At 64.4% G+C, this 20,555-nt stretch carries 19 protein-coding genes; 9 read left to right on the forward strand and 10 right to left on the reverse strand.

Going from position 1 to position 20,555, the window contains the following annotated elements:
* Window positions 1-347 precede the first annotated feature (347 nt).
* The gene (locus tag LCM32_RS20775; RefSeq protein WP_224822998.1) at window positions 348-1,211 is read right to left on the reverse strand and encodes a LysR substrate-binding domain-containing protein; all 864 of its coding nucleotides are present in this window, start codon (window positions 1,209-1,211) and stop codon (window positions 348-350) included.
* A 508-nt stretch (window positions 1,212-1,719) separates the two neighbouring features.
* Between LCM32_RS20775 and LCM32_RS20780 the strand changes: the two genes are divergently transcribed.
* A complete protein-coding gene (locus LCM32_RS20780; protein ID WP_224822999.1) occupies window positions 1,720-2,562 on the forward strand; it encodes a class I SAM-dependent methyltransferase in 843 nt (280 codons plus the stop codon).
* A 112-nt stretch (window positions 2,563-2,674) separates the two neighbouring features.
* Here LCM32_RS20780 and LCM32_RS20785 read toward each other — a convergent pair whose 3' ends face one another.
* Together LCM32_RS20785 and LCM32_RS20790 are read right to left on the reverse strand one after the other, a co-directional pair.
* Window positions 2,675-3,466, reverse strand: a complete 792-nt coding sequence (locus LCM32_RS20785) for a class I SAM-dependent methyltransferase (RefSeq protein ID WP_224823000.1) — start codon at window positions 3,464-3,466, stop codon at window positions 2,675-2,677.
* A gap of 365 nt (window positions 3,467-3,831) precedes the next feature.
* Entirely contained in the window at window positions 3,832-4,521 is a 690-nt protein-coding gene (locus LCM32_RS20790) for a winged helix-turn-helix transcriptional regulator (RefSeq protein WP_224823001.1), read from the reverse strand.
* A gap of 207 nt (window positions 4,522-4,728) precedes the next feature.
* Between LCM32_RS20790 and LCM32_RS20795 the strand changes: the two genes are divergently transcribed.
* Window positions 4,729-6,174, forward strand: coding sequence for an FAD-binding oxidoreductase (locus tag LCM32_RS20795; RefSeq protein ID WP_224823002.1), 1,446 nt, complete (start codon window positions 4,729-4,731; stop codon window positions 6,172-6,174).
* A gap of 94 nt (window positions 6,175-6,268) precedes the next feature.
* Window positions 6,269-6,643 (forward strand): group I truncated hemoglobin, encoded by a 375-nt coding sequence (locus tag LCM32_RS20800; RefSeq protein ID WP_224823003.1) that lies wholly within the window; start codon window positions 6,269-6,271, stop codon window positions 6,641-6,643.
* A gap of 341 nt (window positions 6,644-6,984) precedes the next feature.
* Here the strand turns inward: LCM32_RS20800 and LCM32_RS20805 are convergent, their stop codons facing one another.
* The gene (locus tag LCM32_RS20805; RefSeq protein ID WP_224823004.1) at window positions 6,985-8,106 is read right to left on the reverse strand and encodes a quercetin 2,3-dioxygenase; all 1,122 of its coding nucleotides are present in this window, start codon (window positions 8,104-8,106) and stop codon (window positions 6,985-6,987) included.
* Between the two features lie 100 nt (window positions 8,107-8,206).
* Here LCM32_RS20805 and LCM32_RS20810 point away from each other — a divergent pair, with 100 nt between their 5' ends.
* The 5 genes from LCM32_RS20810 to LCM32_RS20830 all read left to right on the forward strand — a co-directional run bounded on the left by LCM32_RS20810 (window position 8,207) and on the right by LCM32_RS20830 (window position 11,559).
* Window positions 8,207-9,085 carry a LysR substrate-binding domain-containing protein gene (locus tag LCM32_RS20810; protein WP_224823005.1) on the forward strand — a complete coding sequence of 293 codons (879 nt, stop codon included), beginning with the start codon at window positions 8,207-8,209 and terminating at the stop codon, window positions 9,083-9,085.
* 187 nt (window positions 9,086-9,272) lie between these two features.
* The gene (locus tag LCM32_RS20815; RefSeq protein ID WP_224823006.1) at window positions 9,273-9,728 is read left to right on the forward strand and encodes a GNAT family N-acetyltransferase; all 456 of its coding nucleotides are present in this window, start codon (window positions 9,273-9,275) and stop codon (window positions 9,726-9,728) included.
* 239 nt (window positions 9,729-9,967) lie between these two features.
* Window positions 9,968-10,255, forward strand: coding sequence for an ArsR/SmtB family transcription factor (locus LCM32_RS20820; protein ID WP_224823007.1), 288 nt, complete (start codon window positions 9,968-9,970; stop codon window positions 10,253-10,255).
* Window positions 10,252-11,310, forward strand: coding sequence for a permease (locus tag LCM32_RS20825; RefSeq protein ID WP_224823008.1), 1,059 nt, complete (start codon window positions 10,252-10,254; stop codon window positions 11,308-11,310). The genes LCM32_RS20820 and LCM32_RS20825 overlap by 4 nt, the downstream gene beginning before the upstream one ends.
* 12 nt (window positions 11,311-11,322) lie before the next feature.
* Complete coding sequence (locus LCM32_RS20830) at window positions 11,323-11,559, forward strand: thioredoxin family protein (protein ID WP_224823009.1); 237 nt, start codon at window positions 11,323-11,325, stop codon at window positions 11,557-11,559.
* 150 nt (window positions 11,560-11,709) lie between these two features.
* On the opposite strand, the gene LCM32_RS20835 is transcribed toward LCM32_RS20830, so the two are convergent.
* The 3 genes from LCM32_RS20835 to ggt all read right to left on the reverse strand — a co-directional run bounded on the left by LCM32_RS20835 (window position 11,710) and on the right by ggt (window position 15,433).
* Window positions 11,710-12,291, reverse strand: coding sequence for a DUF1190 domain-containing protein (locus LCM32_RS20835; protein ID WP_224823010.1), 582 nt, complete (start codon window positions 12,289-12,291; stop codon window positions 11,710-11,712).
* A 40-nt stretch (window positions 12,292-12,331) separates the two neighbouring features.
* Window positions 12,332-13,546 carry a glutathionylspermidine synthase family protein gene (locus tag LCM32_RS20840; RefSeq protein ID WP_224823011.1) on the reverse strand — a complete coding sequence of 405 codons (1,215 nt, stop codon included), beginning with the start codon at window positions 13,544-13,546 and terminating at the stop codon, window positions 12,332-12,334.
* Between the two features lie 99 nt (window positions 13,547-13,645).
* On the reverse strand, window positions 13,646-15,433 hold the full coding sequence (gene ggt, locus LCM32_RS20845; RefSeq protein ID WP_224823012.1) for a gamma-glutamyltransferase: 1,788 nt from the start codon (window positions 15,431-15,433) through the stop codon (window positions 13,646-13,648).
* Window positions 15,434-15,669: 236 nt separating this feature from the next.
* Between ggt and LCM32_RS20850 the strand changes: the two genes are divergently transcribed.
* On the forward strand, window positions 15,670-16,740 hold the full coding sequence (locus LCM32_RS20850; RefSeq protein WP_224823013.1) for a Fic family protein: 1,071 nt from the start codon (window positions 15,670-15,672) through the stop codon (window positions 16,738-16,740).
* Between the two features lie 110 nt (window positions 16,741-16,850).
* On the opposite strand, the gene LCM32_RS20855 is transcribed toward LCM32_RS20850, so the two are convergent.
* The 3 genes from LCM32_RS20855 to repA form a co-directional block, all read right to left on the reverse strand.
* On the reverse strand, window positions 16,851-17,987 hold the full coding sequence (locus LCM32_RS20855; RefSeq protein ID WP_224823014.1) for a helix-turn-helix domain-containing protein: 1,137 nt from the start codon (window positions 17,985-17,987) through the stop codon (window positions 16,851-16,853).
* Window positions 17,988-18,210: 223 nt separating this feature from the next.
* The gene (gene repB, locus LCM32_RS20860; RefSeq protein WP_224823015.1) at window positions 18,211-19,146 is read right to left on the reverse strand and encodes a plasmid partitioning protein RepB; all 936 of its coding nucleotides are present in this window, start codon (window positions 19,144-19,146) and stop codon (window positions 18,211-18,213) included.
* Window positions 19,136-20,338: a plasmid partitioning protein RepA gene (gene repA, locus LCM32_RS20865; protein WP_224823016.1), complete on the reverse strand. Its 1,203-nt coding sequence runs from the start codon at window positions 20,336-20,338 to the stop codon at window positions 19,136-19,138. Before repA ends, repB begins: the two co-directional genes overlap by 11 nt.
* Between the last annotated feature and the right edge of the window lie 217 nt (window positions 20,339-20,555).

The raw sequence follows: 20,555 nt of genomic DNA on the forward strand, positions 1-20,555 counted from the left end.
CCGCCCCCACACGAGCCTCGACGGGCTTACCCCGTGGGAGTATCACCAACGGTCAATAGAGGACCAAATCCTGAACAGAGCGAACTAAAAAACGCGGACACTACGGGGAGCAGGTCACGCGCTGCAGCATCGTGAACTGGAACTGAAGGACAGCTCTGGGCCGTTCACGTCGGCTCGAACGCAGGGCAAGGGCGGGAAGCGGAAGTTCGCTGCGCGAAGTACGAGCGTCGGCAATGCGCAGAAGCAGCCTTTCACTGTCGGGCCCAGCGAGCCAAATGCCGCACACGAGCCTGCATTCTACGAAATCCCCAAGAACTGTGGAAACCGTTTCGCTCGTCCACGAGTTGCTACGCCAGACCCTCAAGCCACTTGATAAAGGCAGCGGTTGCCGGGCGCGGCTTCCAGGGAGGTGTCACGATGAAGAACTGATTGGTATAGTCGATCGGTATTGGCGCAACCTTGAGCGTTCCGCGTTGCACCTGAGCCCTTACGTCGCATTCAGCCTCCAGGACCAGCCCCACTCCCTCTTCCCCGGCTCGGACTTTCAGCGAAGGATTGCCCAAGTCCAACGTGCGGATGTGACTGGTATCAATGCCGCAGTGCTCAAGCACTGCTCTTTCCCAGAGCGCGTCTTCGGGGAACAACCAAGGCACAATGTTCCAATCAGTTGTGGGATCATCAACGAGGGAAGGCGACGCATAGGCTCGAATGGCCGTGTCCAGAAGAAGTCGTGATCTCAATCCCGGCCAATTTCCACGCCCCGCTCGGACTGCCAGATCGAGACCTTCCGCCACCAGGTCCACTGCAGCATCTGACGGCATGAACGAGACCTCGATTTGCGGATGCTCGCTCCAGAACGAAGCGATTTCTGGAAAGATTACGGCCTCGGCAAAGAGGGCCGTAGTCGTGACGCGAACTGGTCGGTTCGCGCCCTTTTCCTGAAGGAATTCCACCCCTTCCGCTATTGCCGCGAAGCCGACAGTCAGTGCCCGCGCCAGTTCGTGTCCCTCGAGCGTCAGGCTCACGCCACGTGGAGATCGATCCACGAGCTTCAAACCAATGTGCTCTTCGAGGGCCCGCACCTGCTGCGCTATAGCGGCATGGGTCACGTTCAGTGACCGAGCGGCTTCCGAGAAGCTCTTGGACTGGGCGACAGCCTCGAATGCCTTCAGAGCCGTCAGTGACGGGAGTTTGGTCCAGTCAAGCACCATGCTGATACCTCAGCTTTCAGCATTATAGAATTCCAGACTCAGAGTGTCGCAAGCAATATGCGACATATCCACTGAACATTAGACTTTCAGGGGACAAAAATGATATCCGTGAATACAGACCTGTTACGTGCAATGTCAGCTTTTGATGCGAGCGGACGCCCGCGACCCGGCCAGCGCGACACTCTTCGCCCGCCGCGCACGCTGCGGCGCCGGGAGCGTGCCTCTTCAGTTTCATTTGTCTTTCTGTCCTGGTGTAGTCTGCGCGCGCTTCATCTTTCCATGCCCGGGCCAAGGATCGCCAGAGACTGATGAGCCTCCATTGGGCCAAGAGCTGAATTTCAGGGCGATAGGTCCAACGGCCGCAATTCGCCGGGACCGACGGCGCATCTTGGGGGGCTCGCGTGCGCACCGAGCCGTAGCGCCGCATGTCCGGTTCGCACCCCATCTACGAGATGCTGCTTTTGGCATGAATACCTGCTATCCTGACCGAAAAAAGGGACAGCGTGTCATGGAAGCTAACAAGGCACAGGCTGACTACTGGACCTCACCCGCCGGCCTCAAGTGGATTGAACATGAACATGCTCTGGATACCGCGATGGCCGGTATGCTGGGCATGATGCTCGATACCGCAGACATTTCCTCAACGGATCGCATCATCGACATAGGGTGCGGAACTGGAGCGAGCACCCTCGAAGCGGCCCGACGGGTTCCAACCGGCAAGGTACTCGGGGTGGATATCTCTGAACCGCTTCTTGCGCGCGCTGCCCGCAGGGCAAAGGCGGAAGGCATGCAAAATGCGTCGTTCCTATTGGCCGATGCTCAAACGCATGACTTTTCGGCCCAACCTTTCGATCTTCTCGTGTCCCGATTGGGCATGAGCTTCTTTTCCGACACGGTCGCGGCGCTGAAGAATCTATCCAATTCACTGAGCGATGGCGGGGCAATGATCTTCGTTTGCTGGGCTTCGGTGGGGATGAACCCTTGGTTTGAGATTCCGAAACAAGCGGCAGAGGAAAGGCTGGGGCCACAGCCCAAAGGGGACCCCACCGCCCCAGGACCGACGGCCTTTCAGGATTGTGATCGTGTCGCCGAGCTGATGGTACGTGCAGGCGTCTCCAATATCGAAGCACGTCCAGTGGACGTTGTCCTCACACCTCCGGGCGGGGTTGCGGGCGCGGCGCGCGCAGCAAGCAAGGTCGGTCCCGCGGCGCGGATCATGAAAGCCTATGACGGGACGAAAGCGGATGAGGATGCCATTGAAGGCGCCGTCAGAGACGCCTTCGAGGAATTCGCAGCGGGCGATGTGGCACGGGTTCCCGCGGTGGTCAATTTATTCAGCTGCTCGCGCTGACTTGGCGACCGAAAATCTGCCGCTTAGCACCCCTCACTCCTCAAAGGGGCCAGCATCGCAGCACCGTCGCCAGACACTCATGGGTAACGGCATGCCGCTCCGGAGGCGTACGTTACCTGTGTCCGAGCGCGACATGCACCGCATCCGGGTAGACCAGCCTGTCGCCCCGCTCGTAGGGGGCCATCTCGGTCTCAACATCTTCGATCAGGGCAGCTTTCCGGTCGTCGGGAAGGGCATCGAATGCATCCGCGATTGGCATCGAGCCGAGATGAAGTGGAACGAACACGCGCGCCGCAGGTACGTCGATGCTAAGTTCCTGCCTGACGATCCGCACCTCCGAGAAGCCGGCCTCGCCGAGCTGGGCCGACAGCTCGTCCGCGGAAGGGGTCTGCCTCTGCGCCCGCTGCTTGCTTGCGATCTCTGGAGAGATATGGCGCTCCACGGCCTTGCACACGGCCCTGGTATAGGGGCTGTGCCCATCCCAGATAGAGAGGCCCATGCGTCCGCCCGGAGCCAAAACGCGCCGGGATTCGGCTAGAGCAGCAGGTTTGTCGGGGAAATAGTGGTAGCCGTGTTGCGACATGACGACGTCAACCGACCCGCTTGGCAGACCGCTGTCGGATGCGTCCCGTTCAAGCCATTCGATATCCTGCCCAACCGCGAGGCTTTTTGCCTTGGCAATCATGGCGGCGTTGACGTCGAGGCCTGTGACGGTTCCGCCGGGTGCCACCATGTCCCGGGACATCCTGGTCGTCACGCCCGTGCCGCAGGCGACGTCAAGCACGTTCTCGCCCGGCCGGAGCGCAAGCAGTTCCATCAGGGCTTCGGCCCAGCGTCCGAACCAGAGAGGCACCATGACCGTTTCATAGATTTCGGGCGCAGAGCCGGCCAATTGAAACGCCATTCGCCTTCCTCCCGATCAAGTGGCAGCTCAGCATCGCCGAGGCCGATCTTCCTTCCCGAATACCACAGGATGTCTGCATTGTCCGCATCAGCCACATTCGGCCCCGATTTTGCTGCGCCAGGCCTTGAACGTCCGTTTCGGGAAAGCCGCGCTGCGGCGGTGGATGCCTTGGGAATTGTCCGGCGGGGGCCGAAACGCGCCCTACGCTGCGCCTTGGGCTTGCGTCAGCAGAACGCGAAAAGCAGCCGGTTGCCCCGCGGGCAAGTGGGCGAGGGACACGGATGCTAAGGCGGAAGAGGCAGCGGGGCCCCCGGCCCGGGCTTCATCGGTGCAGCCTGCGCGGAGCGGCGGAGTGCCGACAATGCCTAAGACGCCAGCTTCCGTTCCTTGGCGAAGGGGCTCAGCCCCAGCCAACTCTGCATGGCGGTGGCGACCGCTTTGGGCCCGGTAAGCTCCAGCTTGTCGGCAGACTGAGAGACCGTTGTCAGCCCCATCCAGATCGCGGTCATGGTCCGCAGATCGGTTTCCACGTAGAGATCGACATCGAACCCCGGATCGGCCAGGCAGAGGTCCACCTCGCCGGTTTCCTCGACGATCAGCCACCAGGATCTCTTGCCGGCGGAGAGCTCGGGGAAGCGGAAGTTCAGCACGGTGCGCCCGGGCGGCAGCGGGGATGGGTCGAGATTGCGGCGCATGTCCCACATCAGGAGAGAGACATCGAGCCGTTCAAGGGAGGGTTCGGACTCGACCCACTTCTGGCCCCAGATCCCGAAGGCTTCGACGATCGGCAGCAAGTCCCGTCCTGCCGGTGTCAGAAGGTAGTCGACCGCTTGGGACCGCGGCACCGGCTGCCTCTCGACGATGCCGGCCGCCTCCAGTTCCCGCAGGCGCTGTGCCAGAAGGGACCGCGACATCCGCGGCACGCCGCGCCGGATGTCGTTGAACCGGGTCGAGCCCGCCACCAGTTCCCGGACGACGACCATGGTCCATCGCGTACAGAGCACTTCGGCGGCCATGGCGACGGGACAGAACTGGAAATAGCTGGCGTTGGACATTGCTGACCTCCTCACTGGCTTGTCTCAGAATAGCAGGTTTCCCCTGAAAAGTCGCAAGTCCAGTTTCTGGACCGGCTGGTCCAGTCCCGACACTGGTTCTGAAAGAGAGCCACCCGCATCCTCTTCCCGAGCGGTCGGACTAGGCTGATCGACGAAGGGTCTGCCCTGTCCGAAAGGGCCGTTCCAACACCAGAGTCGGAGGTAGTGATGAAAGACCAAATTCAAATGAACGACCTGAGCGGGGGACAGACGGTGATCGGCGCGGAGGCGTTGGAGCCGCTGGCGGCCGCATTGCGCGGTACCCTCCTGCAAGAGGGTGATCCGGGGTTCGATCCTGCACGCGCCATCTGGAACGGGATGATCGACCGGAAGCCGTCCCTGATCGTGCAGGCCGCCGGACCTGCCGACATCCGTGCCGCGGTGGATTTCGCGCGGACCAACGGGTTGCGCATGGCCATCCGCGCCGGCGGGCACCAGATCGCGGGGCTTGCCGTCGAAGAAGGCTCCATGATGCTGGATCTGTCCGCCATGCGGTCGGTCCGGGTGGACGCCAAGGCCGGCACCGTGAGGGTGGAGCCGGGCGCGACCCTTGGCGATCTCGATCACGAGACGCAGGCCTTCGGTCTGGCCGTACCGGTCGGGGTGAATTCGACGACCGGCATCGCCGGGCTGACCCTTGGCGGCGGCTTCGGCTGGATCACGCGCAAGTACGGCATGACGATCGACAACCTGATCTCCGCCGATGTGGTCCTGGCCAACGGGGAATGTGTCCGGGCCTCCGCGCAGGAGAACCCCGATCTGTTCTGGGCCCTGCGCGGCGGTGGCGGCAACTTCGGTGTCGTCAGCTCGTTCGAGTTCCGTGCCCATCCTGTCGGGCCAGAGGTCCTGTCCGGCCTTGTCATCCACCCGTTCGAGGCGGCGGCAGACCTGCTGCCGAAGTTCCAGGAGCTGTGCGACCGGGCCCCGGATGACCTGACGATCTGGTCGGTGCTGCGCAAGGCGCCCCCGCTGCCGTTCCTTCCGGAGGACTGGCATGGGCGCGAGGTCCTGATCTTTGCCGCCTGCTATGCGGGCGACATGGCGGAGGGCGAGGCCGCCATGCGTGAGCTGCGGGCCCTCGGCACGCCGATCGTGGACGTCATCGGCCCGCATCCGTTCACCGGCTGGCAAGCCGCCTTCGATCCGCTGCTGGCGCCCGGGGCGCGCAACTACTGGAAAAGCCGCGACTTCCTGCGCCTCGGCGCCGGGACGATCGGGGCCATCCTCGACGCGGTCGGCGATCTGCCGGATCCACAGAGCGAGGTGTTCATCGCGCATGTCGGCGGCGCCATGGCCCGCGTGGCGGCGGATGCGACGGCCTACCCGCAACGGGCGGGGCACTTCGTCATGAATGTCCACACCCGCTGGGACGACCCTGTGAAGGACACCGCCTGCATCGACTGGGCGCGGCAGCTGTTCCGTGACACCGCCGCCGATGCGGCCCCCAGCGTCTATGTGAACTTCATGCCCGAGGATGAACCCGACCGTCTCGGCGAGGCCTATGGCGGCAACATGCAGCGCCTGCAGGAGATCAAGGCGCGGTACGACCCGGGCAACCTGCTCCGGGTCAACCACAACATCCGGCCCATGCTCGCGCAACAGGCGGCCCAGTGATCGCGGCGTGATCCCAGTGTGATCCCGGCGCGGGCCTGCTGTCAGGCCTGCGTCTCCTCCCCAAGCGACGATCCTCAGCCAGGAGGCAAGACAGATGGAACAGACACTCTACACCCGTCTCGGTGGTCAGCCGGGCATCAAAGCCCTGGTCGACGACATCATCGAGGCCCACATGACCAACCCCACGCTTGGTCCGCGCTTCCTGCCCTATCGGGAAAGACCCGGCGATCTGGACGCAGCCAAGGCGCATCTTTGCGAATTTCTGGGGGCGGGGTCCGGGGGGCCGGAGGCCTACACCGGGCTGGACATGGTGGCGGCGCATCGTGGCATGAACATCAGTGCGGCCGAATACATGGCGGCCTTGGACGATATCATGGCCACCCTGGCCAATCATGAGATTGATGACCAGACCTGCAAGGATGTCCTGATGATCAGCTTCACGCTGAAGTCCGACATCATCGGGCAGTAACCAGACCGCACTCCTGCGGTCGTTCGGGCTGCCTGGATCGCCACGCTGCGCCTCGCTCGAGTGGCAGCGATGGGTTGGCCCCTTCATCCGCCGCATCAGGCGCGAAGGTCGGCTCTGGGCCAGGAGCGTCGTGACGTGCTTCCTGACTGGTCAGGCGACCTGCCCCAGAGCCTCATGATTTCTTAGAGCCCGCTATAGCCAATGATTGCCGAAGCCGATGCACCGCGCGAAGCGAACCTGTTGGCGCGTACGTTAGGGATGATCATCACGCAAACTGCGATCGGCCCCGGCGGAGGAAGGGCTCGCCTCATAGGCGGGCACTTCCTCCGCCGCACTTGCGGTCAGTCGTGAACCACCAGAACATTCAGATCCAGTTCGTCCATATGCGCCATGACCCGATCGAACCGGAACGCAGGCGGCTCTACCGGGAAGACGTGGATATCCGTCGGGTCCCCGATGTAGCGGAAAAATGGCTCGAAGACCGCAGGGACAAGCCAGCCGAAGAACTTGGTGTAGGGGGTGTCCAGGCGGTAGCTGTGAACCGTGCCCGCCGTCACCTGGCAAAAGTCACCGGGGTGCAGGGTCAGCTCCTGACCGTTGACCCATAGCGTCATCCGGCCTTCGAGACAGAAGAAGTTCTCGGTATGGTGCTTGTGGTAGTGCCACGGGATCGGGTGTCCGGCGGGGCCTTCGGTCATCACCGAGAAGAATGAACCGTCCGTCGAGGCGGATGTCTGCAGGAAAGAGAAGAGCTGATCGGCCGCCACCAGACGTTCCCCTTCGCCTTCCATGAGCACGTAGGGGCGGCGCTCTCCCGGTACGCCACGCTCGGTCACCAGGACGGGCTCGGCCGCAGGCAGGTCTCCCGCCCAAGTCACATCTGCGACCTGCGCGGCCGCGTCCAGGCGGTCCTGTCCGATCGTCAGGTCAGGCGCGTCAGGCTGGACCGGACGGGAAAACGGCGCACCGAGCGCCTCGTAGAACCCAGCGAGACCTGACCCGATGGACCAGGTGAGGACGCGCGTGCGCCAACTCTTCATGCGATAGCCGTGGACGGTCCCGGCAGGGACATAGGCGTAGTCCCCGGCCGTCAACAGGTGGACCTTGCCATCGAGATGGAGTTCCAGCCGACCGGCCATGACATAGAGCGCTTCCTCCGTTTCGTCATGGCGATGCAGCGGCAGGCCCGCCTCCATGGATCCCGTCAGAACTGCGGCCTGGCAATCGCCACCGGTGTCCTGGGGCCGCGCGATCAGCGTCGCGACATGACCGCCGATCAGGTGGTGCTCGCCCTCTCCGTCACGGAGCGCGTAAAGTTCAGGCCTGCCAGGCAGTTGACCATTGGCCTGCGCAAAGGGGATCTGCCCCAGCGGTGCATCCGCAAGGGCGACGTCGCCCGTGATCGCGGCGGCAGCCCCGCCGATCGCTGCGTTTCGAAAGAAGGTCCTGCGTGTCAGTTTCATGCCGTGTCCTAAGCATTTGATCGTTTCGAGCCGTGGGTATCGCGCAAGACAAATAAGGTATAATAGGTATTTCTGACCCAATGATCACGGATACTGATTTATGGAGCTTCGCCAGCTACGCTATTTCACGGTTCTCGCTGAAACCCTGCATTTCGGGCTGGCAGCCGAACGGCTGAACATCGTTCAGCCGGCCCTGTCGATGCAGATCAAGAAGCTCGAAGAGGAACTGGGGGTGGCGCTGTTTGCCAGATCAAAGCGCAAGGTCGCGCTCACCCACGCCGGCGACCTGTTTCGACAGGAGGCCCGCCGCTGTCTGCACCACGCCGAGCAGGCCCAATCCATTGCCCGTGCGGCACATCAGGGGATGGTCGGCACGCTTCGGCTTGGCATATCGTCGGGCGCGGTTGACTCCGGTGTCCTCAGAACGGTGATGCAGTCGTTTCGCGCGACCAGTCCAAAGCTCTTGGTTGAACCGGTCGAGATCCATCCGGCACAAGCCCCTGCCGCAGTGCTGGGGGGTGATCTCGACGCGGCCCTGGCCACGGTCGCCTCACTGACCGTACCTGACGGACTGTCGATGCAGGAGATGATCGCACAGTCAGCGGTCGTGGTTCTGCCCGACAATCACCCCCTCGCTGCGGGAGAGGACATCTCGCCCGATGACTTGCGGGGCGAAACCTTCATTGGGTTTGCCGGACCGGATGATATGTCCGGCCTCTCACTGACAGCGGGCGTCTTGGGGTATTGGCCGGCATCCTACCGGACCGTCAGCAACCCCTCGATGACCGTGGGCCTTGTTGCTGCGGGGCTTGGGGTTGCCATCATTCCTGAGGTCATGGCGCGTTCGGAAGCCGGCGCGGTCTTTCGAACGCTCAGGGACAGGACCTACGATCTCGACGTCACCTTGATATGGGCGCAGGATCAAAATCCCAGCGCAGCGGCCGCAATCAGGCGCATGCTGGATGGCGTTCCAAGCTGAGAGAGGCTCGCCGCACGTTCGGCATGTCGAAGGTCGTTGCTATTCCAATCGTCTCCACCAGTAGGCATCGTATCGTCATGCCTCGACCAGAGACCTCGGCGAAGATGCGCCGCCCTTTAAGCGCTTGCACATGGCTGCCACGTGGTTGAAGCTGAAGAGGAAATTTAACTCTCAATGGATACCAGGAATGCCGCGCCTCGCCATTCGACGCGCAACGCCGGCAGACGCCGATGTCGTTGCTGAACTCGTTTTCTCGCTGCTCGATGAGTTGTCCGGTGGGAAGGCTCCCGAAAAGGACGAAGTGCTGCGGCGAACGCGCATTGTTCTCGACTCTGATCGAGTGACTGCGCTTCTGGCCATTGAGGAGGATGTTCCGATCGGGGTGATCACTCTGAATGACTGCATGGCGATCTATGCGGGTGGCCCGTTCGGCCAGATTTCCGAATTTTACGTCGCTCCCGACAAGAGATCCCAAGGTGTCGCGCCACAACTCCTGCGCGCCGCCAAGGATGAGGGGCGGACCCGCGAATGGACGCGTCTCGAGGTTGGGGCCCCCTCTCAGCCGAAATGGAGCAGGTCCCTCGCATTCTACCTCGCCAATGGCTTCGAGGAGGTGGGCCCACGACTGCGGATTTCCATCTAGGGACCAGCGGGCACTGGAACCTGTTCGTTGTGGCCCGCATGCGAGACTTCTCTCCTCCTGACAGGAGAGCCGACTGATCAACGCGACAGAGGCGTCCTGAGGTCACAGCGCCACCCTGCGAGAAGACACGCTGGCGTCACCCGCCATGACCGGCGTGTCGCGATGACACGTGCTTCGCGGGTCCCCGCTCCTTGACATGGGTCAAGGAATATATGCGCGATCGCGCATATGATGTTTTCATGCAAGCTGTTCTGAACGCCATCTCTGATCCGACGCGCCGTGCCGCACTGGCCCTGTTGCAGGGCGGTGAAGAGTGCTGCGTTTGCGAACTCATGACACGGTTGAACGCGAGCCAAAGCCGGATGTCCCGCCACATGAAAATGCTTCAGGACGCCGGGCTCGTCATCGGCCGGAGAGATGCGAAATGGGTTCGCTATCGCAGGAACCGGGATCTGGCGCCGGAATTTGCAGCCGTCATCGACGCGGTATTGGCCGCCGAAAGACCCCTTGAGGAGGACATGGCATGAGTGCTGAAACACATGGCAGCATTGCCCGGCACGGCGTTCCCGAGTGGGTCTGGTATGTTGGCCTACCGGTGGCCGCAGGCGTATGGTGGCTGCTCTACAACCAGCTGATCCCGTTCTCCGAATGGGTAACGTCGCTCTTCCCGGTCGCTCCGGACAGTCACACCGGCGAGGCCATCGCCTTTTTCGTCTACGATGTGCCCAAGGTCCTGCTGCTGCTCACCGGCATCGTCTTTGTCACGGGTGTCCTGCGCAGCTGGTTCAGCCCGGAAAAGACCCGCGCTATCCTCGCCGGGAAACGGGAGTTCGCGGGCTATCCGCTCGCCGCGCTGCTGGGTGTCTTTACACCGTTTTGCTCGTGCTCTTCGGTGCCTCTCTTCATCGGCTTCGTCTCTGCCGGGATCCCGCTTGGCGTCACCTTCTCCTTTCTGATCGCGGGGCCGATGGTGGGTCCCGTAGGGCTGGGCCTGCTCTATGCGCTCGTTGGCTGGAAGATCGCCACCATCTACCTGGTGTTCGGCTTCAGCATCGCCACGGTCGCAGGCTTCGTCCTTGGTCGGATGGGGCTGGAACGCTACTTGCAGGACTGGGTGCGCGAGCTGAACGCGGGCCCGCCTGCCGACCTGCCGGACGAACGACTGACACTGGTCGACCGGTTGAAGATCGGGCTGGAACAGGTGCGCGAGATCGTCGGAAAGGTCTGGTTCTGGGTGCTGGCCGGCATCGGCATCGGCGCGGCGATCCACGGCTACGTTCCCGAGGAGATGATGCTGAGGGTCATGGGCGGCGAAGCGTGGTGGTCCGTGCCGGCCGCCGTGATCGTGGGGGTGCCGATGTACACCAACGCGGCAGGTGTCATCCCCATCGTCGAGGCGCTGTTGGGCAAGGGGGCCGCCCTGGGCACGACGCTTGCCTTCATGATGTCGGTGATCGCCCTGTCCCTGCCCGAGATGATCATCCTCAAGCAGGTGCTGACCTTTCGCCTGATCGGGATCTTTCTCGCCGTGGTCGCGGCCGGGATCCTTGCCACGGGCTACCTGTTCAACCTTATCCTCTGAAAGGCAAAAGCCATGAAAACCGTCAAGGTCTACGGCCCCGGCTGCAAGCGCTGCGAAGCCACCGAAACGCTGGTGCGAGACACCGCATTGAAGCTCGGAATCGAGGTCGACGTGGAGAAAGTGACAGACGCGAAGTCCATCGCCATGGCAGGCGTCATGTCCACGCCCGGCCTGAGCGTCGACGGCAAGCTGGTCCATGCCGGAGGGGTGCCGGATGCCGCGAAGCTTGAGGACTGGCTGAGCGCCTGAGGGGGCTGCCGCGACGTGTCCGGGGATGGGCCTCTTTCACTGCATCCTGACGGGCCGACAGCTGGCGATTGGGTCTCTATCGAGAAAGACGGATGATCAGCACTGCCGTGGCCGGTATCAGGCCAGCCCAAGCCCCGCTTTGCACCAGGCTCAGCCGCCGAAGCTGCTGCGCCCGCTCCCGGACGATCCGAAGCCGCCGCGCGACGAGGCGGTGGCGCGCGACATCGGGGCCTTGCCCACCGTCGACGTCGGCCGGACGAATTGCGAGGTGTTCAGCTTCGCCGAACCGGAGTTGGTCGAGAAGGTGGTCGAGCGCGACGCATTGGTGAAACGCCCGTCCGGCGTTTTGTAGAGCGGCTGTGCCGCCGCCATGCCCGAACGGCCCCCCAGCATGTTGCCCATCAGGTAGCCCGCGAGCAGCGGCATGAAGATGCTGCCCGACCCGCCGGAGGTGGCTTGCGCCTCGCTGCCGCAGGCGCCCTGGCCATGCTGTTCCTCGCAGACGGCGAGGCTGTCATAGCGCGGTGCGGCCTCGACATGCAGGGCCTCCGCCTCGCTGAAGGCGGTCTCGCAATCCTGCTGCGAGAACATGCCGCCGGACCGCGACTGGTCCACGCAGCTTTGCAGGTCGGGGAAGGCCGAGGCATCCACCTGCTCCTCGCGGCAGCCCGCGAGGGTGAAGGCAGCGGCGCCGACGATCGCGATGGCCACGTGTTTCGAGCGTTTGGTCATTTTACTCCTCCTTCTGCCGACAGATCGGCGGGGGCGCGGATCAGGCGGTGATGAAATGGGGTTTGAAGCGCGACAGGTCCTGCGTGATCCGCGACCGGTCCTCGCGGAGGCCGATGCCCGCACAGCTCTGCCCGACGATCCAGGCGCCCACCACGGGGCGGAAGCCGTCGAATTCAGGCAGCGGGGCATAGGCCTGCAGCACGCGGGGCTGCTCCGCGTAATCGGTGTTCTGGGAGGCCTCGATCACCTCGCCGCCCCGGTGGATCGAGACAGAGGCGCCTTCGCGCGACAGGATCGGTTTCAGGACATGCCCGGCCTCCAGCTGGGCTGCTGCCCGGGCAAAGGCCTCGGCCTGCGGGCCGCGACCGGCCTCTGCCTCGGCGACATCGGCCTCGAAGAAGGCGGGCAGCAGGTTGGGATGGCCCTCGAACATCTGCCAGAGCACCGGCAGGAGCCCCTTGTTCGACAGCAGCGCCTTCCATGCGGGTTCGAGGAACAGGCAGCCGGAGCCCATGATATCCGCGGCATAGTCGTCGCGCAGCAGGTCTTCCCACGGGTAGAGCTTGAAGAGCACCCCGATCCGTCGATCCTCGTCATCGACGAAATGCCCCTCGGCGCTGATCCCGATCTTGTCGAGGTCGCAGTAATGCGCCCCCAGACCGGCCTCGCGCGCGGCCCAGCCCATGGCCTCGACCGTGCCGTAGTCCTCGGGATTGCCCGCGGCGGCGGTGAAATGCAGGTCGCTGCCGGGCGCGAAGACCTCGCCGAAACGGGCCACAAGCGCCTCGTGGAGGCCGTTGAACTGGTCCGTCCCCTCGGGCAGGACACCGGCAGCCAGCTGATCCTCCAGCCACTGCCACTGAAACGCCGCGCTCTCATAGAGCGAGGTGGGCGTGTCGGCGTTGTACTCCAGCAGCTTGGCCGGGGACTGCCCGTCATAGGCGAAGTCGAAACGGCCATAGATCTCGGGATCGCCGTCGCGCCAGCTGGCCGCGATCAGGTCGCGGTGCGCCTCGGGAATGGCCAGTCGGTCCATCAGCTCTTCGCTGGCGACGATCTCGGCCACGGCCTCGCGGCACAGGCCGTGCAGTTCGGTGGCCGGGTCCTCCAGATCCTGCTCGATCTGGTCGAGCGAGAATTCATAGGCGGATGTCTCGTCCCAATAGGGTTCCCCATGCATATCGGCAAAGGTGAACCCGACCTCCCGGGCGTGGTCCCGCCAGTGGGGTCGTTCGGGCAGGATGATCTTTTGCATTGGTGGCTCCCCGGTCCTCCGGGGCGATATAGGCGGTCCGGGCCCCGACAACCAGACGCGATGGTGAATTCCGAACCGGGGCGTGGCGCAACAGCCCCCCTACTCCCCAAGCGCGATCCCCTCGCGCCGGGGATCGGCCCCGCCGGTCAGCCCCCCCTGCCCTATCGCGATCAGGTGCAGCCCACTGGTCAGCGCCCGGACCGAGGTCTTGTAGCCAGCCGCCTGCAGGGGTGCCTCCAGCGCGGCAGCGGCGGTCCCCTCCTCCAGCTCGAAGGTTCCGAAGCGGTTCAGCAGGTGCGGCGCGGCCACCGCCTGCTGCGGGTCCATGCCGAAATCGAGCGTGTTGATGATCGCCTGCGCGACATAGCCGATGATCTGGCTGCCCCCGGGCGAGCCCACCACGAGGCGCGGCGCGCCGTCCTGCATCACGATGGTCGGCGCCATGGAGGACCGCGGGCGCTTGCCCGGCTCCAGCCGGTTGGCGATGGGGCGGCCCGCGTCATGGGTGCGGAAGGAGAAATCCGTCAGCTCGTTGTTCAGCAGGAAGCCCCGCACGAAGAGCCGCGAACCGAAGGCATTCTCGATCGTCGTGGTCATGGAGAGCGCATTGCCCGCGCTGTCCACGATGGAGATATGCGAGGTCGAGGGCAGCTCCAGCGCCGCGTCATCGCCCCAGAGCATGGCGTGATCCCATCCCGGTTCGCCGGGCAGGGCCTCCTCCAGCGCCCGGTCGGGCGAAAGCTGCCCTGCCCGCTCCGCAAGGTAGGGCGCCGCGACCAACCCTTTCAGCGGCAGGGGCACGAAATCGCTGTCGGCGATGTAGCGGCCGCGATCCGCGAAGGCGAGGCGCGAGGCATCCCCGATCAGCGTCCACGCGGCCGGGCTTTCGGGCCCCAGTGCCGCAAGGTCCGTGCCCTCCAGCATACCGAGGATCTGCCCCACGGTCAGCGCGCCCGAGGAGGGCGGCCCCATGCCGCAGACCTCCGCCGCGCGATAGGGCACGCAGACCGGCGGTCGTTCGATCACCCGGTAGGTATCGAAATCCTGAGCCGAGAGCAGGCCGCCCTCCGCCTGCACCCGTTCCACGATCGCCTGCGCGATGGGGCCGTCGTAGAAGGCCGCACTGCCGCGCTGCGCAAGGGCACGCAGCACCTGCGCGTAGTCGGGATTTCGCAGCACATCGCCCGCCGCAATCGCCGTGCCGCCAGGGTAGAAGTACTCCGCCGTCTCCGGGAAGCGGCGCAGCCTGTCCTCCGGCTCCTCCGCGACGAGGGAGGCCAGCCGCGGCGTGACGGTGAACCCCTCCTCCGCGAGCCGGATCGCGGGATCGAAGAGCCCGGCCCAGTCCTGCGTGCCCCAGCGATCATGTGCCGCCTGCAACAGCGCGGGAGTGCCGGGCGTGCCGACGGAGCGCCCCCCCACGACCGCGTCGTAGAAGCCGAGCGGCGCGCCGGTGTCATCGAGGAAATGCGTGGGCCGTGCCGCCAGCGGTGCCGTCTCGCGCCCGTCGAGCGTGGTCAACGCGCCGGATGCGGCATCGTACCAGACGAGGAAAGCCCCGCCGCCGAGGCCCGAGGATTGCGGCTCCACCAGCCCGAGGACCGCCTGCACCGCGATCATCGCATCTGCCGCACTGCCCCCCCGGCGCAGCACATCTGCGCCCGCTTCCACGGCCAACGGATGCGCGGCAGCGACCATCCAATCGTCTGCGGTGACCGGCAGCCCCTGCCCCTTGAGGTCCAAGGCCTCCTGCGCGGCGGGGCTGAGCCTGACGAAGGCGGTCTCCTCGGTGGCCGCCTCGGGCGCCACCGCGTCGGCGGATTGCTGGGCGAGTGCCGGCGCGGCCAACAGTCCCGCAATCACCAGTGCCATAAACCGTGTCGTCATACCGCCCTCCTCGCCTCTGCGTTCTGACATCAGCTTGCGGTGTCCCGGCGCATCGGGCAACCACCGATGCTCTCCTGCGGCGGAGCCATGCCGCTGGCCCGGGGCCCCTCATATGTCACGGAACAGGTACCGGCCGATGAGGCAGGAGAAGCCCGAGGCGCAATGAGGCGATTGAACCATCCTATTCGCATCAAAAAAACTTGATTTATGAGGCGAAAAAGCGGATCAATCCCCTCATGCAGATCTGGAACACCTCCGCCTGGCCCCACTTCCGACACGACCCGGCCGCGACCGAGGCCCCCCTGGCCCGCGTCATGGGGCGGCTTGGCGCGATTGACGGGCTGCATGCGGGCCTTGCCCCCGACGACCGCGCAGAGATCTTCTTGCGCGCTGTCACCGGCGAGGCGCTCGCCAGTTTCGCGATTGAAGGGGCCCCCCTGTCCTCGGCCGAGATCGAGGCCTCCGTCGTGGCCTCGCTCGCCCATCGGCAGGCCCTGCCCCAGCGACGCAGCGACGCGATTGCAGAGCTGATGCTGGAGGCCCGCGCCGGTGATCCCCCGCTGACGGCCGCTATCCTGCATCACTGGCATGACCTGCTGTTTCACGGGATCGAGGTCGAGGACCGCGGCCAATGGCGCAGCTTCCCCATGGAAATCGTACGCGGCCCCAGTGGCCGGCGCGAGGATGTGCTCTACACCGCGCCCCCGCCCGAGCGCGTGGCTGACGAGATGTCCCAATTCTTCGACTGGCTTGAGACGGATCGCCACCCCCTGCCCCTGCGCGCGGCCATCGCGCATCTGTGGTTTGAATCGATCCACCCCTTCTCTGACGGCAACGGCCGGATCGGCCGGGCGATCATGGAGCATGTCTTTGCCCGCGAAGGCGCCCTGCCCTTCTCCCTGTCCCGGCAGATCGAAGCCGACAAGCGCGGCTATTACGCGGCGCTGCAGGCCGGGCGGCAGGTCTCGGGCGCGATCATCGATGCGACGCCCTTCGTGGTCTGGCTGCTGGAAAGGCTCGACGCTGGCGTGACGGAGGCCGAGCGCGAGGCGCGGTTTCTGGTGCGTCGCAATGCGTTCTTTGCGGCCCAAACGGATTTGCCGGATCGGGCGCTGGCGGTGGTGCGGCGTCTCTTTCAGGAAGGCGAGGAGCGGATCGCCCTTGGGCTTTCTGCTGGTCCCTACGGCAAGATCGCCCGCGTCTCACCCGCCACAGCGACGCGCGATCTGGCGGAGTTGGAGCGGCGCGGGATCATCACCCGGGCGCCGGAAGGCGGGCGTTCGACGCGCTACTTCCTGAACTGGTAAGAGCGTTGCGGTGGTAGTCCCCGACATGAGGGCTTCAGGAAGTTGGCCATGGCCAACAAGACTCTGCCCCGACCGACGACGTTACCTGAACCATGGTCTTCGACCGGCTTTCAGCACAGTTGGCCATGGCCAACTCGCTCACTTCTTTCGCCCCGCAGCATGGCCTGAAGATATCCGTCCGGCCGTTCGATCTCGTGTGCCTTCGATGCAAGCTGATCGAGCGACCGAAGCGTCGCAAAAAGCCCGTGAGAGCGAAGAGCGGCGATGAGGGTGCCTTGCCCTATTCTCAGCATGGCTGCGAAGTCGTGCAGGATGGTCCTGAGAGCCTGTGGCGTTTTCGGCGGTTCCGGGTAAAACATCGAAAGTGTCGGCAGATCGGGCCAGACATCGACTGCGGTGACATCGCCCCTTTTTTCAGGATCTGAATTTTCTGGTTCTTTGTGCCGGTCATTTCGTCCGTCCGTGGCGGTCATCTTAGCTGTCTTGACGGCACTCTGAGGCTCGACCGCGTCCTGCATTGCTTGCTCGGCGGGTGGCGTCTCCACGGGGTCCAGAAGCGCGGCCAGGTCATCCATCATCCGGATCGCTTCCTGCCGGGTCAGGCCGACGCGGCGCAGGCTGTTGCGCAGCCCCTCAACGAAGGCCGCCGTGGCCTGATCGAGGTCCAGCGCAAGGCACCGCGCGCGCAGCTTGTGAATGCAGGCCTTCAGGCCCTTCAGTTCCTCTGCTTCGCGGCGGCGGGACTCTGCGCGGGCCAGAAGCTCTTCCGACCGGGCGAGGAGGGGGGACAGATCCAGCCCGAAGGCGCCGATGGTCTTGCCGCCGCGCTGGACCGGGAACCGCTTGCCATTCGCGCTGTCGCGCCGGGCCAGCAGGCCGATCTCCTCGAAGCGTTCCAGGTGACGGCGCAGCTGGCGCTCGGTGATGCCCTTGGCGCGGAAGCACAGCGTCTCGTTGGCCGCGTAGACCGTCAGCAGGGTGAGCGGCGTGATCGGCAGCTCGGCCCCCGTCTTGGGCTCCTTGCAGGGCAGGCAGCTGAGCAGCGCATCCAGCACCATGACACCCGAGGCGCGGAGGCCCAGGTCTCGGGCCAGCGTATTGACCGCGGCCATCAGGTCACGTCGCCGGACGGCCTTGAAGTAGGGTTGCTGCGCAATCGTTCCAAGCCCCGCGAAGGCAGCGCCCTGCGGGTGAGCACAGTGCGACTGTGCCTCGGCCGAGATGGCCGAACCTCTGATCTCTTCCATGTGATTTCAGCAGGCAAAGCGTCGCCGTTCACCGAAATGGTGTTGCAGGATCCAAGCTTTGGGGGTACCAAGATAGTGCTAGTAAATCGGGACCCTCTGGAGTGCTTAACCGCCTTCGGGGGGTTTCTTTTTGCCTGTATCTGCCTCCTGGTTGCTCTGTCTTGCCTCTGTTTTTGACCGGGTTGGCCGTGGCCAACCAAGCCTTTTCAATGCGTTACGCGATCTATCTCTGTGACGACTTCCATTCGTCGTACAGGGCCTGAAGCCGCGCTTCCACAAAGCCAATGAACTCTCGCTCCGCCTCTGCCGCGACCTCGATGGTCATGCGGCGGCCGCGGGCCTTGCTGGTGACCGGACCGGGGGCCGTCGCGGCCAGCGGGGCAGGGGAGGGGGCCGGGCGCCGCTCACCGGCCTGCAGCGCCGTGATCAGCTTCGACAGCTTCTCCGCCGGCTCACCCGCCTCGGGCACGAGGTCGCACAGGGCAGCACCGTCCGGCGCGCCCTCCAGCTTCACCAGACGGCGCAGCTCCAGCCACGGCCTCCGGCCTGCGTCATGGGCGGCCCCGATGCGGTAGATCACGGCGTCGGGCACATCGCGGGCGACGCCCACGAGCTTGCTCAGCGTGCCCTTGTCCACCGCGAGGACCTCGCCGATCTCGGCCCGGGTGAACCCCTGGTCCTCGAGCCGCGTGGCAAAGATCGCCTGTTCGATGAAGCTGCGTTCCAGCCGGGCCGAGTTCTCCAGCGCCTGCGAGACGAGGGCCTCGCGCTGGTCCATCTCCTTGACGTAGGCCTTCACCTTGAGGCCCAGTGCGCGGCAGGCCGCGATCCGGCGGCGGCCATAGACCACCTCGTACCGCGGTCCCGATCCGCGGCGGTACCGCAGCAGGGCAGGGAGTTGCTGGCCAGAGGTCCGGATCGACTCCATCAGGTCCTCAAGCCCCACCGTCACGTCGAACCGGTCGGCGATCTCGCTGTCCGCGATCTCGGCCGGGTCGATTTCTTGCGCGGCCTGCGCGGAGACCTGCGAAAGAACGTCCGACATGCTCTTGAGAGACCGCGGCGCCGTCTCGGGCGCCTTCGCCGGGCCGGACGGTCCGTCCTCGGTCTTGCGGGTGCCCATCTGCGACAGGCTCTTGGACAGCAAATCACGCTTCATGGCTGGCTCCGCGGTTCCATGCGGCCTGGATCATCTTCTCGATGTCGTTGGAAAACCCGATGACGGACTCGAGCGCCCGATCGTAGGTCTTGCGGTTCTTCGACCCGCTCAATTCCACCTCGAAGATCGTCTTCTGGGCCAGACCGGCCTCGCTGACGGCCGAGGATTTTACGAAGGGGGTCGGGATCACGCTGTCGCCCAGCAACTCGCGTATCCACTCGGACAGATCCTGCTGCGTGCTGATCGCGGTGTCGAAGCGGGTCAGCAGATAGGCGAAATTGTCGTAGGTCCCGACAGCGCCATTGGAATGGAGCACCTCGAGGATGCCCGACGCCATGGTCAGGAACTGGCTGGCCGAGGCGAGGTCGACCCGCTCGGGGATGATCGTCATCAGGAGCGAGGTCGAGGCGCAGACCGCAGACATCGTCAGGTAGCCAAGCTGCGGCGGGCAGTCAATCAGGACGATATCGTAATCGTCCTCGACTTGTCGCAGGGGCTCCCGGATCCGGTTGAAGAACACCGGCTGCTCGCCCCGGCTGAGGGCTGTGGGGGTCTCTGTCTCGAACTCGGACAGCATGATGCCCCCCGGTACGAGATCGAGATTGGGAAAATAGGTCGACTTGAGCACGTCGATCAGGGGCACGCGGGTGGTGTCACCCTCGTTGTAGCGGATCGCGTCATAGAGCGTGCCGCCCTCGCGGAAATCAATCTCGGGCTGGTAGCCGAAGAAGGTCGTCAGCGAGGCCTGCGGATCCGCGTCGATCAGCAGCACGCGGTAGCCCCGCAGCGCCAGCCGCATCCCCAGCGTGACCGTCGTCGTCGTCTTGCTCGACCCGCCCTTGAAGTTCACCGTCGACCAGATCTGCAGTTTGTCGCCCGGCTTGCGCCCGGGAAGGAACTGGTAAGGGTCCTTCGCCGTCTGGGACAGGATCTGGCGGATGTTCAGGATGTCATCGCCGGTATAGAGCCGCTTGTTGCCCGGCCCCTGGAAGACCTCCGGCAGCTTGCCATCGAAATGGGCCTTGCGCAGGTAGCCGTCGGACACACGCAGCAGTTCCGCCACCTCGGAGGTGCTGAAGCTGCGCAGGGTCTTTTCCTCCTTGGGGGCAAGGAAGAGTTTCGACATGTGTTCGAGCGCCTCGGAGAGACGCTCTGCATCGGCCTTCAGCTTGTCGTGCAGCACCGGGTGCATGGAATTCCGCCTGTCGCTTGCCGCTTCTTTCTGCGTTACTTTGACGAGGAGGCTGCTCAGGCCGCTCAGGAAACGCGTTGGTCGGCGTTAGTATGGTTTTCGCGTTACTAGGTATGACGGGCACGTGATGAGATCTCAAGTATATTCGTGTCTATGCTTGAAGGACCATCTCCAATACAGGCTCTAACAAAGGATTTCCGGCTTCATTCTCTGCGAC

It is taken from the genome of Pseudooceanicola nanhaiensis (assembly GCF_020171315.1).
Lineage (GTDB): Bacteria > Pseudomonadota > Alphaproteobacteria > Rhodobacterales > Rhodobacteraceae > Pseudooceanicola > Pseudooceanicola nanhaiensis_A.